Origin of the sequence: Fortiea contorta PCC 7126 (genome assembly GCF_000332295.1) — a bacterium.
In the GTDB taxonomy this organism is placed as follows: domain Bacteria; phylum Cyanobacteriota; class Cyanobacteriia; order Cyanobacteriales; family Nostocaceae; genus Fortiea; species Fortiea contorta.
Window position 1 is genome coordinate 1,649,515 of the sequence record NZ_KB235930.1, and the last position, 21,994, is coordinate 1,671,508.

Here is a 21,994-nt window from a genome sequence, read left to right on the forward strand (position 1 = left end):
TTTCAGCACATCCAAAAAATAACCTATGTCTGAATCAATCCAGTACATCACTAACCAACAAGGAGAGCGAGTTAGTGTAGTGTTAGATTTGCCAACATACTATAAGTTAGTTAAATCACTGACCGCAGATACTGAAATTTTAACTGACTTGAGTTTGGATGAACTGGAAGCTTTAGCAGCAGGTATGTTATCGCCAACAGCCCAAGTCCAATTGGATGATTTACTAGTTCGCAATGCAGAAAACAAATTATCAGTTGATGAGACTGCTATTCTAGACCATCTGTTAGCACAGGTTGATCAATTAAACATTCTCAAAACTAGAGCAAAGTATACCTTAAATCACCTGGAAAAGACATCAAAAGTGGCGTGAGCGTTTATATTCCTATCGAGTTACAACGACGCATTCGCAATCATTTTGTCAATTGTTGTGCTTACTGCCGTAGTGCTGAATCTCTAACAGTTACTATATTTGAGTTCGAGCATATCATTCCTCGCTCGGCTAGTGGAAGAACAAGCTTTGAAAATCTTTGCTTGGCTTGTCCATCTTGCAATCGCTACAAAGCATCACGCCAAACAGCAATTGACCCCGTTACTGAACAGGAAGTTTCTTTGTTTCATCCACAGCAACAATTATGGATAGACCATTTTGCTTGGAATGAGGATAATACAGAAATTATGGGACTCACATCTGTTGCTAGAGCCACAATCTCTGCTTTAAAAATGAATCGTCCACAATTAATTCGTGTACGCCGAATGTGGGTAAAGATGGGAGAACATCCGCCCACAATTTGAGACATGATTACATTTCTTCATCAGAAAGAGCGATCGCTGGTAATATTCAACTATCCGGCGAGCAACTTTATCTACGCGGGAATGACAAATTTCTCACTACCCGCCAAGCCGAAGGCGCTGTGAATAGCTTGTAAAGCTTGTACACCTTCTTCTTGGGCGACGACACAGCTAATTTTGATTTCTGAGGTCGCAATCATTTGGATGTTAATTTGGTTTTGCGCTAAAGCTGCAAACATTTTCGCGGCTACGCCTGGTTGTCCTACCATCCCGGAACCGACGATACTAACTTTAGCGATCGCATTATCCAATACTACTTCACCCCATCCACATTCTGCAGCAGCTTGGGAAAGTATCTTCTGGGTATTTTCCCCGTCCATGCGGGCGACGGTAAAGGCGATATCCCGGCGGGGAATTCCATCAATCATGCGACAGCGTTGAGATTGAATAATCATGTCTACGCTGATGTTGTGGCGCGCTAATAAGCCAAATAGCCGCGCTGCTGTTCCTGGACGGTCTAATACTTGGCGAATCGCTAGACGCGCCTGATTCATATCTAGGGCGACACCACGAACGGGGGGAGCGCTCAGATCAGGTAGTGGTGGGGTGGGTTTCTGGGCTGGATTCTCTGGTAACTCAAAGGTTGCGCGGAGTGCGGCGACGGCGCGATCGCATTCTGCAGCCGCGACGACACAACTCACTTTCACTTCACTGGTGGAAATCATTTGGATGTTCACTCCCGCGTCTGCGAGGCTGGCGAACATCTGCGCGGCGACACCAGGACGCCCAATCATCCCGGCTCCAGCGATGCTCACCTTAGCGATGTTATGCTCTACCATCACTTCTGCTTCGTTAGCAGCGGCGCGGGTTTGATTTTTCAGTGCGGGGGCGATCGCTGCAGCTACTGCTTCTGCTCGGTTTAATATTGGTGTTGTTACTGTGAAGGCTATGTCATTACTATTACCTTCATGAATCGACTGGATAATCAAATCCACATCGACTTTTTGCCGAGATATTTCCCCAAACAACCGCGCTGCTACCCCTGGCTGGTCTGGTACTCGCAACAACGCTACCCTGGCTTGGTCTGTATCAAATTCTACCCCATCCACCGGACGAGCGATTTCTAAATTGATGAGCGATCGCCCTTCCACAGGCGGTGATTTCACCCAAGTTCCCGGCTGGTCAGTCCAGCTAGACCTGACCACCAAAGGCATACCATAGTTACGAGCAATTTCCACCGCTCGTGGATGTAGCACCTTGGCGCCCAAGCTCGCCAGTTCCAACATTTCATCACTGGTGATTTCATCCATCAACTGAGCTTCGGGAACCAGGCGCGGGTCTGTAGTTAAAATTCCTGGGACGTCTGTATAAATTTCACAAAAATCTGCCCGTAGTGCCGCCGCTAAAGCCACCGCCGAAGTATCAGAACCACCACGCCCCAAGGTAGTAATTTCTAACTCTTCTGTACTCGCTATGCCTTGAAAGCCAGCCACCACAACCACCTTACCTAAATTAATGTGGCGCATCAGGCGATCGGTGGCTACATGCAAAATCCGCGCGCGGGTGTGTTCAGCTTCAGTTACAATTCCTACCTGAGCACCAGTCATTGAAATTGCGGGCTGTCCGATTTCCTGCAAAGCCATACTCAGTAGTGCAATGGTGACTTGCTCCCCAGTCGAAAGCAGCATATCCATTTCCCGACGGTTAGGATTGGTCGAGATACCATGAGCCAGCTTTACCAGTCCGTCGGTGGTTTTACCCATGGCAGAAACCACAACAACCAGCGAATTTCCCGCCTTCGCAGTCTGATAAACGCGCTGCGCCACAGCTTGAATACGTTCCACCGAACCGACAGAGGTACCACCGAATTTCTGGACTATGAGCATAAGCCACGCAAAATCAATACTTCAGTAAGATTATTTAGTGTTTATCGTGCAAGGCTAATATTTTAGACAAATTTATATTATTTTTGCACTAATATGCGGCTATCACTTAGCCAGTGAGATTTTAATTAACAAATCTTGCCTATATGAATTTATCAGATCACCTGAAACTTTTAAACAAAAAATTACCTCTAACTGCGCTCAAATGCAATAGGGGGAGGGAAGACTCCGCCCATCAGTGTCAACTTAACGTGAAATCCCTGTCCCGCCTCAGAATAAATTCTGAGTCTCATAGCAAAAGTCATCTAAAGATGACTTAAAATTCTCACAAATCCCTAGTCTACTTCAGTAGACTTAAGCTATTAGCCTGGGAATTCATTCCGAGGCGGGTAGGTAAGCCCGACAATCAGCTTTAGGAGTGGATATGGTAGGCATTCACCCTGGAAAGTAGCTGCCTACCAAAACATATTATTTCACGTGTATATCAGTAGCTAAAATTTTGTTTACATTTCTCAATAATGCCTAATCCCAAAGGTAATCCAGAAAACTTAAAAAAATTCACCACCGACCGAGAGAAACCCTTAAGCGAATATGTGCATCTGCGCGTCACTAAGGAAATGAAAGAAGAATTATTAAGCAAAGATAATCCCCCCGAATTTTGTCGCAATGCAATCCAAAAAGCGCTAGATGAAGATAAACAAAGTCATGAAACTTGAATTAATACGCAAAATCCCCGATTTTGCCCATAAATCGGGGATTTGTGATGGAGTAAAGGGGGTTAGCGGGATCTTTAAAAGGTAGAGGTTTAATGTATCCGACTGCGATACAACAGATTAATCAAGAAAAAACGAGCTTGTTCTAGAGGGAGATGTCTTGGTTTCCCTTGGTAGACAATTTGATATTCTTTCTCATCTGCACCGTCTCCGTGGCCAGAAACCAGCTTGCGGTGAAAAGCTTCCTCTGCAAGTTGTCGGACTTCTTGTCTTAAAGAGATTTGTGTACTGTTCATACTTTTCTGTCTCCGCAATATCTCCATCTTATTGATAAATATTTAAATGGTAAAATACACCCTTCAAAAGTTATATTTTTTGATGACGTTATAGCTTTGAATGACTATTTACTGACTAAAAGCTATTTCCCAAACAGAATTAAATTATGCCTTGGGATAGCTGAAATTGCTTAGTGATTGAGTTAGTGTGTCAATGGCGAACTGATGACTTGAAAACATGAACAAATCTGATAATCAGGACATAAATCAGCCGATAAATGCCTAATAAAACTCATTATTTAAGAGTTGCTGACTATCTGCCGATCACCCTGATGATGAGAATCTTTAGCTAAAAAATCAAACCCAAGTATCATAAAAATTGGTTTTTGAGGTTGATAACTTTTTCACAAACTCAGCTACATCATCAGTATATTTTGGGAAAAATTTGCTCATTACCCATTCTCTAATACCTATGCCTGCACAAACAAGCACCGATGTCATCCGCATCAATGCGAGAAGAAGTGATGTGTTTGACCTGTTCAACTTTAAGTATTATCTTGGCCCCAACCCTTATCTAGATACAGGGGCGTTGGTATTTGACTTTGCTCTTACTGATTTGAGAGAACCTCTACCCATAGAAGATTATGTCTCAATTATTAGCGATCGCTATCCTCATCTAGCTAACCAGACATACCCATCTTACGCCCATCTTTTCGCCCATACTGTATCAGAAGTAGTCAAACTCGATATGGGCTTACATCTCCATCGTTGGAGCATCCAGCCATATGCTAATTATCTGCGTCTGAGTCTACAATCCCTCCATGAGCGCACCACCAGAGCCACAGTTTATTTCATCTGGGATTGGTTTGAGGCTATTACTCAACGCGAAGACTTCCACTTAGATGAACAAATCGTCAAACTACAAAACGGATTTCGCCAATCTGTCTATGGAGGCCCCACAGTCTACGCCCTATTGCGAACAGCCTTTGAACAAGGGATTCCCGCATTTTATTTATGGGATGAAGGATTAATGCAATATGGTTACGGAAAAAAACAGGTTCGTGGTGTAGCGACAACATTTGACGGTGATAGCCATTTAGATTCAGATTTCACCACCCGCAAGGATGATTGCAAAGCCTTTTTACAAACTTTAGGTTTTCCCACCCCTGGAGGCGATATCGTCGTTTCCCTCTCAGAAGCAATAGCAGTAGCGAGAGAAATCGGCTATCCAGTAGCGATTAAGCCTGTAGTTGGTCACAAAGGAATCGGTGTCACCGCTAACGTCCAAGACTCAGATGAACTAGAATCTGCTTATAGTAGGGCATTAGCAGCAATTCCCGAAACACAACCCACCCGCATTATTGTCGAGAAAAGTATCTCCGGGTCAGATTTTCGCTTACTCTGCGTCGATGGTAAATTTGTCGCTGCTACCGAACGCCGACCCGCATCAGTTGTTGGTAATGGACACTCAACAATTCAAGAATTAATTCACCAAGAAAACCGCAAACCTGCGCGACTAGATTCACCCACCTCGCCCATGTCTAAAATTCAGCATGATGAAGCGATGGAACTTTATCTAGAAGCACAAAATCTTTCGTTAAATAGTGTGATTGAAAAAGACTATACCGTCTACCTCCGCAAAGTCGCTAACCTTTCCGCGGGCGGTATAAGTATTAATGCCACTCACACAGTTCATCACGACAACATTATCTTAGCCCAAGACATTGCTCAATATTTCCAGTTAACTTGTCTAGGCATTGATATCATTGCTAAAGACCTAGGTGAATCGTGGAAAACCGGGAATTTAGCTATCTTGGAAATTAACGCCGCACCGGGAGTTTTAATGCATCTTAACCCCAGCATTGGTGAAAGTGTTGATGTCCCTGCTTATATTTTATCAACCTTTTTCGCCTCAGCTACAGATGCCAGAATTCCCATTATTACCTTCAATAAAATATCAGTCACAGAACTACAAAAAACCATTGACCATATCCTGTTACAACATCCAGAATGGACTATTGGTGCTCTTTGTCGTGATGCTGTTTTTGTCAATCGTTCCGAAAAAAAATTTAACTCAGACTATAACAGTAATGTCCAAAATTTACTGCGGAACCCCAAACTTGATTTGCTGATTACCGCTTATCCAGAAGAAATCCTCGAAGCCGATGGGATGTTTTATAAAAGCAGCAATATGGTTGTTTTAGATAATCCCACACCTGTAGAAATGACCTTGATACGGGATGTCTTTGATAATGGCACAGTAGTTATTAAAAAAGGAGACGAAATTTCCATCAAACGCAGAGGGTTAATTGAAGACTACACCTTGGGTGAAGACGAACCATTCATCAGAGTTTATTTGAAAGAAATCGGCACAATTTTGTAATCACTTCAATACAAATTGGGGTGGGTACTTCCCACCCCGTCGCCCATTAATTAAGCTTCTCGTAAGCTGCTAAAATTACTTTTTCTGTCTCTTCCCAGTCAATACATTTATCCGTCACCGAAACACCATATTGCAACTCCTCTCGCTTGCAATTCATCGGTTGACTACCTGCATATAAATTAGATTCCAGCATCAACCCGACTATAGAATTGTTACCATCTACTATTTGTTCAATCACATTTTCAAATACAGCAGATTGTAACTTGTAATCCTTATTTGTATTGCCGTGGCTACAGTCAATGACTATTCTGGGTGATAAATTTGCTGCTTTTAATTTTTCTTCTACCTGTTTAACATTTGCAGCATCATAATTAGGTTGATTACCACCTCGTAGAATCACATGACCATAAGCGTTACCCTTAGTTTGGAATACACTTACTTGTCCATATTGATTAATGCCCAAGAAATTATGTGGATTTCTGGCTGATTGTAAGGCATTTAAAGCTACTTGAATATTACCATCAGTGCCATTTTTAAAACCCACAGGCATTGATAGTCCACTAGACATTTCTCGGTGGGTTTGTGATTCAGTTGTGCGCGCACCAATTGCCGACCAAGAAATTAATTCACTAATGTATTGTGGTATGATAGGATCGAGAGCTTCCGTACCCGCAGGTAAGCCCATATCCGCAATCTTTAAAAGTAAACTTCTGGCAATTAATAAACCATTTTCTACCTGGAAAGAATCGTCCATTTGGGGATCATTAATCAATCCTTTCCATCCTATAGTTGTTCTGGGTTTTTCAAAATACACCCGCATAATCAACAGCAGCTTATCTTTGACTTTTTCAGACAAAATACTTAGTTTTTCAGAATATTCTAGAGCTGCTTTGGGGTCGTGAATTGAACAAGGCCCAACTACAATAAATTTTCTGCGGTCTTGAAAGTCCAGAATTTGTTCTAGTTCTTGCCTATATTTTAAAACCGTGTGTTCAGTGGAAGGAGTTAGAGGTAATTTCAGTTTTACTTCGTTGGGAGTTAATAAAACGTGAGAATTCTCAATGTTAGCGTTGAATAGTTGGTTGTGCATGGAGATGATCTAGGGATTTACGTTGCCTTAAGGCGTCAAAATTCATATCCAAATTTTAAAGCCAAAACACCCTAGTAAATCATCTGATTAAAGAAAAGCCTCTTGAGTATTAGATAAATTCAGTCTTTAGTTATAAATTTCCCAGGCGGTGGGGAAAAGGAAGTAATATCCTTTTCCCCAAAATTATACAGGTGTATTTTGTTACTGCCAAACGAATACTTTTGCTTCAAAAGGCCCGATGTCAGTCATGATACCATCGTCACCAGCTTCAACATCATAATTACCAGTCCATTCATGCCATGTACCACCGCTGGGGAAGTTAGGAACATGATAACCAGCGAGAAAGTTTTCTGAGAAATTGGCTACTACCACCACACGAGAACCTTCATCATTCCAACGGCTATAAGCTAGTATCTTCGCTTCTGCATTTTCATGGATAAAATCGATATTCTCTGTGTAAAGTGCATGGCTAGATTTCCGCAAGTTAACTAAGCCTTTGTAGTGTTCAAATAAGCTGCTATTTAGGTCATTTCCTAATAGTGTCCAGTCGATTTTTGAGGATTCAGGTTGTTTGGGTTTATATTCTCCAAATTCTTCACCCATCCAAATCAAGGGTACACCAACGGCCGTCATCAAAATAACTACCCCTAACTTAGCTCGTCTAAATGCTTCCTCATCAAAAATACTACGGTTAGCCAATTCCACCATAATATGTTCATGGTCGTGATTGGTGAGATAATTCACCACATTGGTTGCACCTAAAAAGCCTTGACGTTTAGCATCAATGACATCTTTGAGATTTTCCAAATCAAAAGCTTCACCGCAAATATGTGCTAATACTGTATGAAAAAAACTATCATGCCAGCAACCATCCATTGGGCCATCTAAATTAGTAATGCTTGGTGTTTCTGGAATGTGTTCCGCAATATTATAAAAAGGTTTGCTACCTGCAGTTTTTTTCGTTTCTTGCACAATCCAGTGCATGAAATCATAGTTAGCAATTTGTCGTGCTGCATCATAACGAATACCATCAATGTGATATTCCTCAATCCAAAAACGAACTGTATCGCCAATAAATTTTCTTGCAGGATAAGTCTCTAAATTCTCGTCATAATGTTCGTAATTAAACTCAGGCCCCCAGTTATTGTCGGGGTCACGAGGAGAGTGATGATACCAATAATCGTGGTCGATTTGTGTCAAAGGGCCAGAAGCTTCTGAGTGGTTATAAATCCCATCCATAATGACGCGAATACCGCGTTTATGACACTCGTCAATTAGCCGCTTCAACCCATCTGTTGAACCATAACTAGATTCAGTTGCAAAGAAGTGACGAGGGTTATAACCCCAGCTATAATCGCCGGGGTATTCTTTAATTGGCATCAATTCAACAGCATTGATTCCTAAGTCAGTTAAATAATCTAATTTTTCGATAACGTGTTTGTATTTACCTCTTGCATAGGGGTCATCTTCACCACCAGAAAAGTCTCCCACATGCAGTTCATAAATTACTAATTCATGGTCGGCGGGTAGAGGGTTATCATCATATCGCCAAACGTAAGTATCAACAATTTTTTCGCCGTCTTTAATCCGCACAACAGCGTTATCTTTTCCGCTTAATTCATCAATATCAGTCGCATAGGGATCTGTGACTTCAACCCACTGTTCTGGTTCAAAAAACCATGAATTTGTTTGCACACGAAACTTATATTGATAAGTGCCATCTTCTAGTTCAACGGTGGTACGAAAATAGCCATCTTCACCTTTAGTCATAGGCACGTCTTGCCAATCAGAAAACGAGCCAATTAATGCGGCTCCTTTGTTGTAGGGCGCAAATAATTCAAATTCAATGGGCTTTGTCATAAAAACTTTGTGGTTAAGAGTGTTGTTAAGAATATATTCTTACGCTTTTTAAAATTTTCAAATCGTTCGCGGGAGAGAAATTTAGTAGTAGTTGCTATATCTTGAGAAGTAAATTTATGATTGTGAGGTTGGCTTTAAAACATGAGAGACGAAGCAAAAGCAACGTCTCTACATAGGTTTATGGGGTATTTGTGGTTTTTTAGGTTTCAATATCTGGCAATTAAAACTATTCTAATTTGCCATTAGTTGATTGTAGATGACTGCATAACCAGTTTGCAGCCGTTGCTCTGCGAGTTTGACGCGGCCCAAATTCACCTATTTTGTAACCTTTAAAACCCAGTTGTTCTTTGAGTATTTGTTTGTTTTCTTGGGGAATAGAGCGAGTTAATTTAACTGTGGCGGGGCGACTATCAATAAAATCTGGTGGTTGTGGATATTCATCTCGCCATTCTGGCGATACTGCAGTTGTGTTCCATTGTCCAGTGTTGGAGTCGTAGCGATAGCCTAAGTAATACCATACCAACTGATTGACTGTAACATCATCAATTTTTTCTTCAAGAATCGCCCGGATGGTTTCTGTGTTTAGTGGTGGTAAATCAGACATAAATTAGTTCCAATTTTGAATCTACAGATGAGAAAGTTAGTAATTGCTCATCGTTAATAGCTGACATTTTTAGTAGCCATTAACTATAACAAATAAACATTCTAGTTCTTCAGGTAACGCAGTCATCAAACATAATTTATCACCACTTAGCAACTGGAAACCCAAATATAGAGATGTGTAAATCCTATGAATGACAGATGAATTGTGTATTCAAAAACCAAGTAGACTGGAAATTGTACAGAGCGGACTATCTTCATGCCAAATCCTACACCAACGCCAAAGCTAATCCGCGCCCATGTGTTCATTTCTGGTCGAGTCCAGGGGGTGGGATATCGCTACGCTACTGTGGAGACAGCTAGCCAATTAGGATTAACTGGTTGGGTGCGAAATCTTCCAGATAATCGTGTGGAAGCAGTTTTTGAAGGAGCGCAGCCAATTGTAGACGAGATGGTGCGCTGGTGTCACGCGGGCCCGCCTGCTGCTATGGTGAAAAGTGTGGTGGTTGAATACGAGGTGTGGGAAGGGCTGCGAGGATTTGAAGTGAGACGGTGTGAATGATATTCGCCGAAATTGTCACTGTGTTGAGAGTTGGCGATTTTACTTTTTCCTGCCATTTTGGCATTGTAGCAAAGCTAAATCCTGCAGCGATCGCTACATTAGTAAATATATAAATAAACATCATCATTCCCCCGATTAATCGGTAGCTCACACAAAACCATGAGTGCAAATGTCACTACTTCCGAAAACCCCTTACTTAAGGGAACCGGCTTACCTCCTTTTGCAGAGATTCAACCACAGCAAGTAGTACCAGCCTTTGAGGAGCTGTTAACAGAACTAGACCAACAGCTTACCGCCTTGGAAACAAATCTACAGCCTACTTGGAGCGGTTTAGTAGCACCTCTAGAAAGGTTAACAGAAAGGCTGTATTGGAGTTGGGGTATAGTGAACCATTTAATGGGTGTGAAAAACAGTCCCGAACTGCGCGCAGCTCATGAAACTGTACAGCCACAGGTGGTGCAGTTTATGAATAAACTGGGTCAAAGTCAACCCATTTACAACGCCTTTAAAGCACTCCGCAATAGCGATACGTGGAAAACATTAGACTCAGCTCAACAGCGCATCGTCATCGCCGCAATCCGCGACGCTGAACTTTCTGGTGTCGGCTTACAAGGTGAAGCCAGGGAGCGTTTCAATCATATTCAAATGCAGTTAGCGGAACTTTCCACCAAGTTTTCCAACCATGTGTTGGATGCTACCAAAGCCTTTAGTTTAACTCTCACAACTAAAGAGGAAATTGACGGTTTACCCCAAAGCTTACTCAGTCTAGCCGCACAAGCCGCAAGAGCTGAGGGTGCAGAGAACGCCACACCAGAAGACGGCCCCTGGCGCATCACTTTAGATTACCCCAGCTATGGCCCTTTCTTGCTCCACAGCACCCGCCGGGATTTGCGAGAGCAGATATACAAAGCGCATATCACCCGTGCAACATCAGGTGATTTAGATAATAACCCGTTAATTGACCGCATTTTAGAGCTGCGCCAAGAACTCAGTAATTTACTTGGCTATGGGAATTTTGCTCAATTGAGCCTCGCTAGTAAGATGGCTCCTAACGTTGAAGCCGTGGAGGCGCTGTTAGAGGAATTGCGTCTTGTTAGTTATGGTGCAGCTGTGCAAGACTTGGAAGCACTCAAAGCTTTTGCAGCCGAAAAAGGAGCACCAGAAGCAGCAGATTTGAAACACTGGGATATCGGTTTTTGGTCAGAACGCCAGCGCGAAGCAAAATTTGCTTTCACTGCGGAAGAATTACGCCCTTATTTCCCTCTTCCCCAAGTTTTAGACGGCTTATTTGGTCTTGTGAAGCGGCTATTTGGTGTCACCGTCACCTCTGCAGATGGTCAAGCCCCAGTCTGGCACGAGGATGTGCGTTATTTCCAAATCGCCGATGAGACAGGCGCTCCCATTGCCTATTTTTACTTAGACCCCTACAGCCGTCCCGCAGAAAAACGTGGTGGCGCTTGGATGGATGTCTGCATTAATCGGAGTAAAATTGCGGAAAATGGCGCAACTAGTGTCCGTTTACCTGTAGCGTATTTGATTTGCAATCAAACACCTCCAGTTGATGGTAAGCCTAGTTTGATGACTTTCTATGAAGTAGAGACTTTGTTTCATGAGTTTGGTCATGGACTACACCACATGCTCACCAAAGTAGACTACACAGACGCTGCGGGTATTAATAATGTGGAATGGGATGCAGTAGAATTGCCTAGCCAATTTATGGAAAACTGGTGTTATGAGCGACCTACTTTGTTTGGACTCGCCAAGCATTATGAAACTGGGGAACCCCTACCTGAGCATTATTACCAAAAGCTGCTAGCAGCGCGTAATTATATGAGTGGTAGTGCGATGTTACGGCAAATTCACTTTAGCCGTGTGGATTTAGAGCTACACTATCGTTATCAATCTGGTAGCAGCGAAACTCCCGCAGATGTCCGTCATCGCATTGCCAAGACTACTACCGTTTTACCACCACTACCAGAAGATGGCTTTTTGTGTGCTTTTGGACATGTTTTTGAAGGTGGTTATGCGGCTGGGTACTATAGTTACAAGTGGGCGGAAGTACTGAGTGCCGATGCTTTTGCTGCTTTTGAGGAAGCAGGGCTAGATGATGAAGAAGCAATAAAAGCTACAGGTAAGCGCTACCGTGATACGGTCTTGGCTCTCGGTGGAAGTAAGCACCCAATGGAAGTATTTAAAACCTTCCGGGGTCGGGAACCTAGTACTAGTCCGCTACTCAGACACAATGGTTTAGCAGCTGCTGTGTAACAGATGTGAAACTGGCTGCTTTCAATCTTTGCGGTGACAATAATCACAGTAGTATAAGTCACATGTCGGGTTAGTATTTTTCTAACTCCAACCTCTACTTACAAAACTGAACTGATACACCGAGCAACCTCACACAGATGTGGGGTTGTTTTTTATAGGGAATAGAGAAATTTCTATATTAAGATTCGAGCATATTCTGGTTTTGAATTGGTAAGAATTCTGTTAATTTAATTTATTGAATTTTTTTCTATGGCTAGACATAATAAAAGACCGTGCCATAACAAAACTCACAAATATGTTAATCAGTTGGCTATATCTCTTCGCAGCAGTCATTTTTGAAGTTTCCGGCACAACTTGCATGAAATTGTCGCAAGGTTTCACTAAACCTAGCTTTTCGGTCTTGATATTTGTATTTTATGGACTTTCTCTAACTTTTTTAACATTTTGCCTCAAAAGACTGGAAATTAGTGTGACTTATTCTGTTTGGGCTGGGTTGGGAACTACCTTAATTGCAATAATTGGCATTGTCTGGTTTCGGGAATCTACTACTGTGATTAAACTGACATCAATTTCCTTAATAATTATGGGGGTAATTGGTTTAAACTCGGGTAAATAAAGGTAGTTGCGCTGTTAGGTATTTGCTGCGCTAAAGCGCAACTACTAGCAATTAGATTTGTAGTAAACCTTCAGGATTGACTGATAAAATTGAGCGTCTTTGTAGTCCTTCCCGAAACAAAATTTCGTTGGCTGCTAATAAACCACTACTAACGGCGCGTTCCATTAAGCCGCAGGGAAAAGGCATTTTTACCCAATCTCCCGCAAAGATTAAGTTAGGAATACCACTAATCGTTTCTGGGCGTTCTGCATAACTGTTGGGTGGATATCCAGAAAAGTTATGTTGATTGACTAATTCTCGATGCAATATGGTTGCTTGTTTTAATTCCGGAACAATTTCATATAGTTCTTGCTCAAATGTGGTTAATAGAGCTTCTTGGGTAGGAAATTCTTTGGCTTTATAACAGTATGCGTGCAGTTCTACTACACTTCCTCCGGTGCGTTTTGCCCAGTCGATAAATTGTGTTTGAATGCGATGATAAAGGGTAATACTATCAGTTAGCTGGTAGCCAGATAAAGATGTAAAATTACTTTGTTCCCAAATAAAATCACGGTCAAACCAGAAGCGACACACAGCAAATGGATCAGCAATGCTCAAGTTTTCAATTTGCGATCGCACTTTTTGATTTTCTTCTCCAATTAAGCGTTTAAATAGTTGCTGAATTCCTGGTACATCGGTAGCAAATACATAATAATCGGCGGTGATTGTTGTTGGTGATGATGTTTCTTGATTTGCTGCTACCAACTGCAACTCTTCATCTCGGCGTTGCACTATTTTAAAGTTAGATAAATCTCGCTGTGCTGGACCTTTTAATACTTTACCATTTGCTGTAAACACAGCCCCATGACAAGGACAATGAAATTTGCCATCGGCTGCTTTTTGCACAGTACAACCTTGGTGGGTACAGGTTAGTGAAATCGCTTCTTCACTCCCGGTTTTCACAGCATAAACCTCATCGGCTGCACCAAAATATTCTACCTCTGCATCACTGACTATTGAGTTGCGCTTCACTGCAAAATTCACGAGATTTTGATGATTACCGATAAAATATTTGACTGCATCAATCTTGCCATTTATCGCAGAAATTTCACCCACATTTGCGCCTGTGATAATTTTCCCTTTTTTATTTTGAATGGCTCTAGCTATAGGCTGTACTAAACTGGTTCCCATATCATCTTTAGTACCATTAAAAGCTAGTCCTTCTGGATTACCAAAAAAATAAAAATGAAAGAACTGCATCAATTCACCGACACTCATTGTATCTGGTGCATTTAAGCTAGATTTAGCAAAAGGGAGAAAATATAAATCATATAAACCGCGCGGAAATTCTTCTTGCACCCAATCAGCCACAGAGATATTATCGAAGCGTTGATAATTTTTTTCTCGCTGAAAACCAGTAATTGCTTGGAAGACTTGTAAGTGTTTTAACTTAACTAAATTAATCCCCCATTGTAAGCGGTTAGGAGAAGCGATCGCTAAATCAATAATATTCCAAGGAAAGGCAGAACTACTAGGACGAAATACCTCCGGTTGATATTTAGTATCGCGGTAAACAACTGCATAAGATTTTAATGATTGAAAATGCTCTTTTATCTCCATTTCTGCTACTAAACTATTCAAGTTATAGTATTGGGGAAAAAAGCCATGAAAGCCATGTTCCATCATAAAACTTTCGCCCACGGCTTCAATTTGCCAACTAGCAATTTTACCGCCAAGTTGGGGTGACTTTTCTAAAAGTGTCACAATAAAACCCCGCTGGCTCAACTCATATGCACATGCTAAACCCGCCAATCCTCCACCAACAACAACAACACTTTTACCTTGGTTTAACATCCGTGGTAAATTAAGGGTATCTTGTTGAAAAACAGTTGGTTTTGGCTTATTGAACCGAGAGTATCCTGTGACTCCGACGACACCACCAATGCCAAACCATTTTAGCAGCGTCCGCCGAGAGATTGTAGATGATTCTGGTGTGTTTGATAACTGACTCATTTGTTCTGGAATTCACTCTTCACGATAAATAACTAGCACGAAATAAGGGCTAGAACTCAGCCCATTTTCTGAAGTATTTTTACCATCACACTGTTAATATTCAACGGATTTATTTTGGCAGAACGGGGGAATTTGTCAATTGCTAACTGTTACTTTTAAAAATATTGCACCCTCAAGTTAAGTAGCCAGACTTTATCTGCCAAAAATTATTAATTCATCAGCTTTGAAACAAAAATTAGGACATTATTTGACAGTGTAATATACAATCTTATTGTTGTCTACTCAATGATAAGTATGTTTTGGGTTGCCAGATAAGCAACAATCTGCTATTGACACCTAAATACTTGCGCCCAGTATCCCCAAGGAAAGCAGTTTGTTACTACACATCGTGTAGTGGATGAAGCAGAAATGATTAATATTTTATTAAATAAACTTGCATCAACTCGTAACTACTAATTAAGAGACAAAGTTATGACATATTAAAAATTTAGACAATAGACTAATAGCTTTTCATTAAAACACTAACTCAAATGAAATATTGGTGTCAAACTATAGCCGTAACTCAGCGCATTTTAATTGAACTATTACGCCGCCGTCGCAGCTTAATTTTTTGGAGTATTTTTCCAATTTCAGTTTTAATTTTCAGCGGATTTATATTATCAGAAAGGGCAAAACTACCGCTCACTGACGCCTTTTCATATGCTGCGCCTTCAACATTAGTAGGTGCAGCTTTATTTTTTAGCTGCTTGGGTGGGAGCGTCTCCACAGTAGTTGCAGAAAGAGAACAACGAACCCTCAAACGCCTTTTTATTTCTCCCTTAAGTGGTATATCCTATTTTTTAGGAATTTTTTTAGCACATAGTTGTATCGGCATTGGACAGACAATATTAGTTTATAGTATTGCAGCTTTTTGGGGTGCTACTTTTAACGGTTCTATTTTCTTAGGACTGACAATAATCTTCTTAAGTATCATTTCTTATGTTGGTTTAGGGTTTATTTTAGGTACACAATTAGCTCGCCGAATAGAAGACGTTAACGCTTTAGTCGCAGCTTTTGGTGTACCTTTATTAATTCTTGGCGGAGCATTTCTACCCGCTTCCTTGTTTCCTCCAACCCTCATTAATATTGCTCAATATAACCCTATTTATCATATGAATGAAGCTTTTGTTGCTGTTTCAGCTAAAGGAGATGAAATTGATAAAATTGCATCACATTTTTGGTTTTTATTAGTGTTTGCTATAGTGATGGTTGGTGGTGGGTGGTTATCTTATCAACGGATGTTAATTGTAGAGAGAAGGTTGTGAGTTTTTTTAACGCAGAGGCTCACATAGTAATTCCTCTGACTTTGTGATCCTCTGCGCTGACTTTGCGATCCTTTGCGTTAAAAACCTACATCAAATGTATGCTAAAAATCACTAATTTAAATAAGTCTTACGGACGAAGCCAAGTTATCAAAAATTTAAATTTACATATTGATGTGGGAGAGGTTTATGGATTGCTGGGCGCAAATGGAGCCGGAAAAACAACCACAATTAATATTCTTTGTGATTTACTTCAGGCTGATAGTGGTGATGTGACACTCAATCATCAACCTGTTTCCACACAGACAAAAAAATTAATTGGAATTGCACCTCAAGAAAATTTGCTTTATCAAACTCTTTCTTGTGAAGAGAATCTGCATTTTTTTGCTCAAATTTATGGTTTGGGTAAGAAAATACGTCAGCAACAAGTAAGAGAAATTTTAGCATCTGTTGGTTTATTAGACAGAGCTAAAAGTCCTGTGGAAACCCTCAGTGGTGGGATGCAAAGACGATTAAATATTGCGGTGGCTTTGGTACATCAGCCGCAATTAGTAATTTTAGATGAACCAACCACAGGGTTAGATATTGAGGCGAGATATGCAATTTGGGAATTAATTCGCCAATGGAAAAATCAAGGAATTACAGTTTTAATTACGACTCATTTGTTAGATGAAGCTGAACGCCTTTGTGATAGAATTGGGATTTTAAAAAATGGACAAATTTTGGCTGAGGGGAGTTTAGCAGAGTTACGCAGATTGATTCCAGCCCAAGAGGTAGTTGTGATGCAAACTAAAGAGGAAGAAAAAGCGATCGCTAAAGCTCAAGAATATGGTTACGCTTATAGATATTATGGTGGTGAATTAGCTTTTTTATTACCAGTGCCTTTGGAATTAAAAGAAATTATTTCCCGGTTTGAAGGGATAGCAATTAATTCTATAACCCGTCAACCTGTGCGGTTGGAACATATTTATTTGGAAGTAACACAACCATAAATATCTATCTTCTTTAGCCCTAGTTCATAACAAAACTACATTACTTCCTAAAGGCATCACAGCCGTCGCAACATGAGTGATTTGTCTATCAGCGTTGTACCACTCTTTAATCAATACAAACTCTGTCACAGGATTGTAGAGCAAAACTTCTAAGGGCATCTTAAATTCAAAGCAATAATGCACTTCTCCATCTTGACTAAAGTATACAGCACCACGTCCATGCTTATAAAATCCAATCAAGGCGGTTTTAGCGAGAGTATTCCAAGAAACGTACTTCATAATGCTACTTTGTAAGAGACGGTATTTTCTTGAAGTTTTTAAAGTCACTTCATGAAATATATACTTAAGTGTCCCTTACTCGTCCGTATAAAAACTGAGATTATCCCAGAAGTCTGAAGTATCACGGATGTAGACAAATACAGGCTATAATAAATAAATTGGTAGATGCTGAGTGTTCAGTAGGCAAAGTGGTTTCAGAACAGCCTGCGGTAATATCCTTTGCGTCTACAGACTTCAGACTTCTGTTTATTTAACCCTGATTAGGTATAGCGAGAAAATTAAAGGCTTGGAATGGATAATCATGAGCTTGATCATACTTTTCAAAGCTCAGTGGTTGCCCGTTATTCAGAAAATCTTTCAGTAAAAATATTGTGTATGAATGTTGCTGAATGAAAAACTCAAAAAGTTGAGCAGTAGTAAAGTTGAAAGTAGCAATTTTTTCTCGCCCAGACTCGAACAAAACAATAGGACGATAGCGAGATAATGTTTTTTCAGCACCACGGAGTACGGCTAATTCTGCGCCTATCACATCGATTTTGATAAAATCAACGCGCTGTTCGGGGTTGAGGACGTTATCTAGTCTCTCTGTCTTGACAATAATTTTCTCAAGATTAGCATTGTCATCTTTTTTACTAGGAAGAAGTGCATTTACCCCTGATACTTGAGTATTAAGATAAAATGTTACTTCCCCAGGAGTATCACTGAGTGCTAATTGTTTAATCTCAACTTCAGAAAATTTTTGTTTCAACCATTTTGCTTTATATGGTGTTGGCTCGAAGGCTATGTGTTTTCCCTGGGGTGCGGATTCTAACATCACGTTCAGTAATGCACCTAAGTGACAACCGATATCCACGCAGTTAGATGAGCGATTGACTACGCGTCGGATCACTTGCTCGACTCTTTCTGGCTCTAAGTGAATTTCCTTAAGTTCAGGATACTTTTTTTGTTCTTTAGCCTCCGCAAAAGACCTAATCGCTTCGGCTGGTTTCTGAAATGGAGTACGGATCAGAAGATGCTTTAAATACTCTTGCATGATGTAAATAATTTTCTGGGATTGTGAACTTACTTAGCTTACAGTAATTGTTTACGTACGAGAAAGTGCTGAAATCACCATTGCATCAAATTAAATTAAAGAGTTTATCAAGCTGAGAACTAACGCTGTGGACTTCACGTCCGTGGACTATATTTTGTCATTTTTTTATGTCATCATGTCATTTTAAATTAAGTAAATATGTCTTGATATTTGGATGTCATGAGAGAAAATAGAGAACAGACAAAATGTAGTCAACAGGAGTTCAAAAATGACTGATAGAAGGCGGTCTGATGATTATAAACAGGTTAGCGGTTATGTTCCAGTGGATTTGGCACGAGAATTTAAAAGCATCTGTGCTCGTGAGGGAGTATCCCAAAGCGACGCCTTAGAAGAGATGATTCGGGAGTGGATTGGTAAAAGCACAGGTTCTCACGCCTCAACTCCCAAACCAACGCCCCCAGAAACAATAGCCGATGTCATCAAAGCCAACATTACAAAACTTAAGAATTGTGGAATTAAAAATTTACATGCACTTGCAAAGGGGGAAGTACTACCTACACCAGGAGATTTCGCCATTATCACCTCAGCTCTGGCCATACCTGAAGAAGAGCGGAAAATAATTTGGCAAAAAACTTTGAAATTTTCCGTGTTGAGCGAAATTATGGGTGTAAAAGTATATAAAGATTCTGGAGGTGTAAAAAAAGATGAGTGTGAGTATTCTCAGAACTCTGAACCTACCGGGCTGGAACTATAAAATCTCCTTTGAGGGGATTTCTATCCTCGCCCCCACCAAACGAGATGCTACACACCTTGCCCAAAGCTACGGAGAAGCTCTCAGTGAGACTGCGTTAAAAATCAAAGGTAAGGTACGGATAGGATGGAGAGGGTGCAAACATCCAATTGAATTTTTTGGTTGGATGGCGTCTAGCGAAGCCCCTCAACCCTCCGAGACAGCCGAAAGCATCTTGAGATGCGGCGGTGCTGTCTTCTGTAGCCAGTTGCATATTCCAGTGGAGTTGTTATCGCGGATGGTTTCCGCTGCAGATAATGAACTCCCGGTTAGTATTGTCAGACAAGACAACCGCAAGCAAATCATCGTCAACCAACCAATGGCTGACATGTTGCAAACGCCACCGGAAGTAGCTACCCAAAGAGTGATGAACAACTTTTGGCTACCAGAGGATTTGGCAGAACTGGAACAACGGCTGCAAAACCAGGGAAGATTTACTTGGACTTACTCAGCTGGACTAAACGAGCAAGCCTGGGCTATTCTCACAACTCAATTTGAGGCTTTTGAGGTGGAAGGCGTTTGGTACAGACAGGGAACTTGTTTATCAACCCCTCAACTTGTACCGATTCCACCAGGAGCATTTGCACCCGCAGCTTAGGTAGAATTTGACCACTTCCAGAAACCAGAATCATTGCTGTGCTGGATTTTTTTCAGGGTGCGCTGCTATTTAAGTAGGGGCTAAGGGTTATAAAAGACTTTGCGTATTTTTGCCTGGAAAACATAAACATTTCATGCAAACCCACACTTAAATTGCTAATGCTGTTCCTAACTGCAGAGCGTAAAGGTTGGCGTACACTCCCTGTTTTTGGATGAGTTCTGTATGGCTACCCCGTTCGACAATTTGTCCTTGCTGAATCACTAACACCTGATCGGCTTGGGTAACTGTGCTGAGACGGTGAGCAATTACGAAACTAGTACGCCCTTGTAATAAGCGAGCGATCGCACTTTGTACCAATGCTTCTGTGCGCGTATCAATACTGCTAGTTGCTTCATCCAAAATTAAAATTCGGGGGTTAATCAACACCGCACGAGCAATACTAATCAGTTGTCGCTGTCCCTGACTCAAAGGAGCACCCTTTTCACCTAACCGAGTGGCGTAACCTGCCGACAAAGAGGTGATAAACTCATGGACATTCGCCATCTGCGCCGCCGCTTCGATATCGGCTTGGGTGGCGTCGGGAGAACCAAAAGCGATATTTTCCGCAACCGTACCACTAAAAAGAATATTATCTTGCAAGACGATACCAATCTGTCGCCGCAAACTAGCTTGTGTCACACTCCGGATATCGATCCCGTCAATTTTTACAGCCCCGCCAGAAACATCATAAAAGCGCAAAATTAAATTAATAATTGTACTTTTTCCTGAGCCTGTTGGCCCCACCAGCGCCACCATCTGTCCTGGATGAGCGTGTAAATTCACTCCTTTGAGGACTAATTTCTCTGGACTATAACCAAATTTCACCTCTTCAAAGGTAACATCACCTTGAATAGGAGGCATTTGTGTTGCATTCGGTGCATCTTTGAGTTGTGATGGTTCATCTAATAACAAGAAAATCCGCTCTAAGCCAGCAAATGCAGATTGAGCTTGGGTGTAAAACTGGCTGAGGATTTGGATCGGGCGAAAGAACTGCTGGACGTAAAGTAAAAAAGATGTCACCACACCCACAGTTGCGCCGCCGGTGACGGCGAGATAACCACCGTAAGCTAATACTCCTCCAGTGGCGAGGGTGTTGAGAAAATCGATGGAGGGTAAAAATGCGGCAGTAATTGCTACTGCTTCGACATTAGCATCACGATTAGCGGCGTTGAGCATGTCGAATTCGGCGATGTTCAGATGAACACGATTAAAGGCTTGTGCTTCCTTCACACTACCTATGTCTTCTTCTAACTTGGCGGAAAGTTCCCCAATTGTTTGACGGGTGACGCGGAATCTGGCTCTCGCCCAGCGAGCAAATAAGCTGGTCGTAAATATCATCAGTGGGATGACTAGGTTACTCAACAAGCCGAGTTGCAAGTTGATTGCAAACATGGCAATGACAATGCCAACTAAACTAAAAGTATTACCAAGCATTTGGGCGATCGTTTGCCCAAAGGCTTGATTTACAGTATTAACATCATTGAGCAGGCGACTCATTAAGTCTCCAGCTTCGCTGCGATCAAAAAAACTCAGTGGTAAACTCTGGATTTTAACAAAAATATCTTCCCTTAACTGCGCTAGCAACCGCTGCATAATCCAACCGACCCGCATAATTTGACCGCGAATTGCCAAGATACCGAGTCCATAGATTAAGGCCAGTAGTCCCAACATTAGGAGTAGTCCTGGCAAATTTCTTGTTGCGATGAGGTGATCAACCGACCAACCGAGTAAGAATGGCCCGATCGCCTGGGTAGATGCACCAATTGCTACTAATGTCAAGGCTATGGGAATTTCTTTTTTATAAGGGCGCAGGTATTGCAAAAACCGTTGCAGGGTAGGGAGTTGTTGAGTCGCTCTTTGTTCTGATGCAACGATGGGGTTTGAGCTTGTCATATCGTATTCGGTGAAAATCAGGAACGCTATAGTACGCAGAA

Annotated in this window: 20 protein-coding genes; 11 read left to right on the top strand and 9 right to left on the bottom strand. The window is 41.4% G+C overall.

All coding sequences use genetic code 11. From position 1 onward, the window contains the following. The first annotated feature begins 25 nt into the window (after positions 1-25). Complete coding sequence (locus MIC7126_RS0107860) at positions 26-370, top strand: hypothetical protein (RefSeq protein WP_017652592.1); 345 nt, start codon at positions 26-28, stop codon at positions 368-370. Beyond that, the gene (locus MIC7126_RS0107865; RefSeq protein WP_017652593.1) at positions 367-792 is read left to right on the top strand and encodes an HNH endonuclease; all 426 of its coding nucleotides are present in this window, start codon (positions 367-369) and stop codon (positions 790-792) included. The genes MIC7126_RS0107860 and MIC7126_RS0107865 overlap by 4 nt, the downstream gene beginning before the upstream one ends. A gap of 71 nt (positions 793-863) precedes the next feature. Here MIC7126_RS0107865 and MIC7126_RS0107870 read toward each other — a convergent pair whose 3' ends face one another. Next, complete coding sequence (locus tag MIC7126_RS0107870) at positions 864-2,675, bottom strand: aspartate kinase (RefSeq protein WP_017652594.1); 1,812 nt, start codon at positions 2,673-2,675, stop codon at positions 864-866. 515 nt (positions 2,676-3,190) lie between these two features. Between MIC7126_RS0107870 and MIC7126_RS0107875 the strand changes: the two genes are divergently transcribed. Further along, positions 3,191-3,388: a hypothetical protein gene (locus MIC7126_RS0107875; protein ID WP_017652595.1), complete on the top strand. Its 198-nt coding sequence runs from the start codon at positions 3,191-3,193 to the stop codon at positions 3,386-3,388. Positions 3,389-3,477: 89 nt separating this feature from the next. On the opposite strand, the gene MIC7126_RS0107880 is transcribed toward MIC7126_RS0107875, so the two are convergent. Then, positions 3,478-3,681: a hypothetical protein gene (locus MIC7126_RS0107880; RefSeq protein WP_017652596.1), complete on the bottom strand. Its 204-nt coding sequence runs from the start codon at positions 3,679-3,681 to the stop codon at positions 3,478-3,480. Positions 3,682-4,132: 451 nt separating this feature from the next. Between MIC7126_RS0107880 and MIC7126_RS0107885 the strand changes: the two genes are divergently transcribed. After that, positions 4,133-6,043: an ATP-binding protein gene (locus tag MIC7126_RS0107885; RefSeq protein WP_017652597.1), complete on the top strand. Its 1,911-nt coding sequence runs from the start codon at positions 4,133-4,135 to the stop codon at positions 6,041-6,043. Positions 6,044-6,089: 46 nt separating this feature from the next. Here MIC7126_RS0107885 and MIC7126_RS0107890 read toward each other — a convergent pair whose 3' ends face one another. From MIC7126_RS0107890 to MIC7126_RS0107900, 3 genes are all read right to left on the bottom strand, one after another. Next, the gene (locus tag MIC7126_RS0107890; RefSeq protein ID WP_017652598.1) at positions 6,090-7,133 is read right to left on the bottom strand and encodes a 3-deoxy-7-phosphoheptulonate synthase; all 1,044 of its coding nucleotides are present in this window, start codon (positions 7,131-7,133) and stop codon (positions 6,090-6,092) included. 201 nt (positions 7,134-7,334) lie between these two features. Next, positions 7,335-8,993, bottom strand: coding sequence for an alpha-amylase family glycosyl hydrolase (locus MIC7126_RS0107895; RefSeq protein WP_017652599.1), 1,659 nt, complete (start codon positions 8,991-8,993; stop codon positions 7,335-7,337). A gap of 226 nt (positions 8,994-9,219) precedes the next feature. Then, positions 9,220-9,597 carry a DUF1823 family protein gene (locus tag MIC7126_RS0107900; RefSeq protein ID WP_017652600.1) on the bottom strand — a complete coding sequence of 126 codons (378 nt, stop codon included), beginning with the start codon at positions 9,595-9,597 and terminating at the stop codon, positions 9,220-9,222. Positions 9,598-9,852: 255 nt separating this feature from the next. On the opposite strand from MIC7126_RS0107900, the gene MIC7126_RS0107905 reads away from it, so the two are divergent. From MIC7126_RS0107905 to MIC7126_RS0107915, 3 genes are all read left to right on the top strand, one after another. After that, positions 9,853-10,155 (top strand): acylphosphatase, encoded by a 303-nt coding sequence (locus MIC7126_RS0107905; RefSeq protein WP_017652601.1) that lies wholly within the window; start codon positions 9,853-9,855, stop codon positions 10,153-10,155. Between the two features lie 159 nt (positions 10,156-10,314). Beyond that, a complete protein-coding gene (locus tag MIC7126_RS0107910) occupies positions 10,315-12,420 on the top strand; it encodes a M3 family metallopeptidase (RefSeq protein ID WP_017652602.1) in 2,106 nt (701 codons plus the stop codon). 295 nt (positions 12,421-12,715) lie between these two features. Continuing rightward, on the top strand, positions 12,716-13,036 hold the full coding sequence (locus tag MIC7126_RS0107915) for a DMT family transporter (RefSeq protein ID WP_017652603.1): 321 nt from the start codon (positions 12,716-12,718) through the stop codon (positions 13,034-13,036). Between the two features lie 51 nt (positions 13,037-13,087). On the opposite strand, the gene MIC7126_RS0107920 is transcribed toward MIC7126_RS0107915, so the two are convergent. After that, entirely contained in the window at positions 13,088-15,028 is a 1,941-nt protein-coding gene (locus tag MIC7126_RS0107920; RefSeq protein ID WP_017652604.1) for an FAD-dependent oxidoreductase, read from the bottom strand. A gap of 530 nt (positions 15,029-15,558) precedes the next feature. Between MIC7126_RS0107920 and MIC7126_RS0107925 the strand changes: the two genes are divergently transcribed. Continuing rightward, the gene (locus MIC7126_RS0107925; protein WP_017652605.1) at positions 15,559-16,332 is read left to right on the top strand and encodes an ABC transporter permease; all 774 of its coding nucleotides are present in this window, start codon (positions 15,559-15,561) and stop codon (positions 16,330-16,332) included. A gap of 98 nt (positions 16,333-16,430) precedes the next feature. Next, complete coding sequence (locus MIC7126_RS0107930; protein WP_017652606.1) at positions 16,431-17,321, top strand: ABC transporter ATP-binding protein; 891 nt, start codon at positions 16,431-16,433, stop codon at positions 17,319-17,321. Between the two features lie 24 nt (positions 17,322-17,345). On the opposite strand, the gene MIC7126_RS0107935 is transcribed toward MIC7126_RS0107930, so the two are convergent. Together MIC7126_RS0107935 and MIC7126_RS0107940 are read right to left on the bottom strand one after the other, a co-directional pair. Next, complete coding sequence (locus MIC7126_RS0107935) at positions 17,346-17,600, bottom strand: hypothetical protein (RefSeq protein ID WP_017652607.1); 255 nt, start codon at positions 17,598-17,600, stop codon at positions 17,346-17,348. A gap of 250 nt (positions 17,601-17,850) precedes the next feature. Beyond that, on the bottom strand, positions 17,851-18,633 hold the full coding sequence (locus MIC7126_RS0107940; RefSeq protein WP_017652608.1) for an FkbM family methyltransferase: 783 nt from the start codon (positions 18,631-18,633) through the stop codon (positions 17,851-17,853). A gap of 268 nt (positions 18,634-18,901) precedes the next feature. Here MIC7126_RS0107940 and MIC7126_RS0107945 point away from each other — a divergent pair, with 268 nt between their 5' ends. Further along, positions 18,902-19,387, top strand: a complete 486-nt coding sequence (locus tag MIC7126_RS0107945; protein WP_017652609.1) for a ribbon-helix-helix domain-containing protein — start codon at positions 18,902-18,904, stop codon at positions 19,385-19,387. Continuing rightward, positions 19,338-20,021, top strand: coding sequence for a PAS domain-containing protein (locus tag MIC7126_RS0107950; protein ID WP_017652610.1), 684 nt, complete (start codon positions 19,338-19,340; stop codon positions 20,019-20,021). The genes MIC7126_RS0107945 and MIC7126_RS0107950 overlap by 50 nt, the downstream gene beginning before the upstream one ends. Before the next feature lie 147 nt (positions 20,022-20,168). On the opposite strand, the gene MIC7126_RS0107955 is transcribed toward MIC7126_RS0107950, so the two are convergent. Further along, positions 20,169-21,953, bottom strand: coding sequence for an ABC transporter ATP-binding protein (locus tag MIC7126_RS0107955; RefSeq protein ID WP_017652611.1), 1,785 nt, complete (start codon positions 21,951-21,953; stop codon positions 20,169-20,171). Between the last annotated feature and the right edge of the window lie 41 nt (positions 21,954-21,994).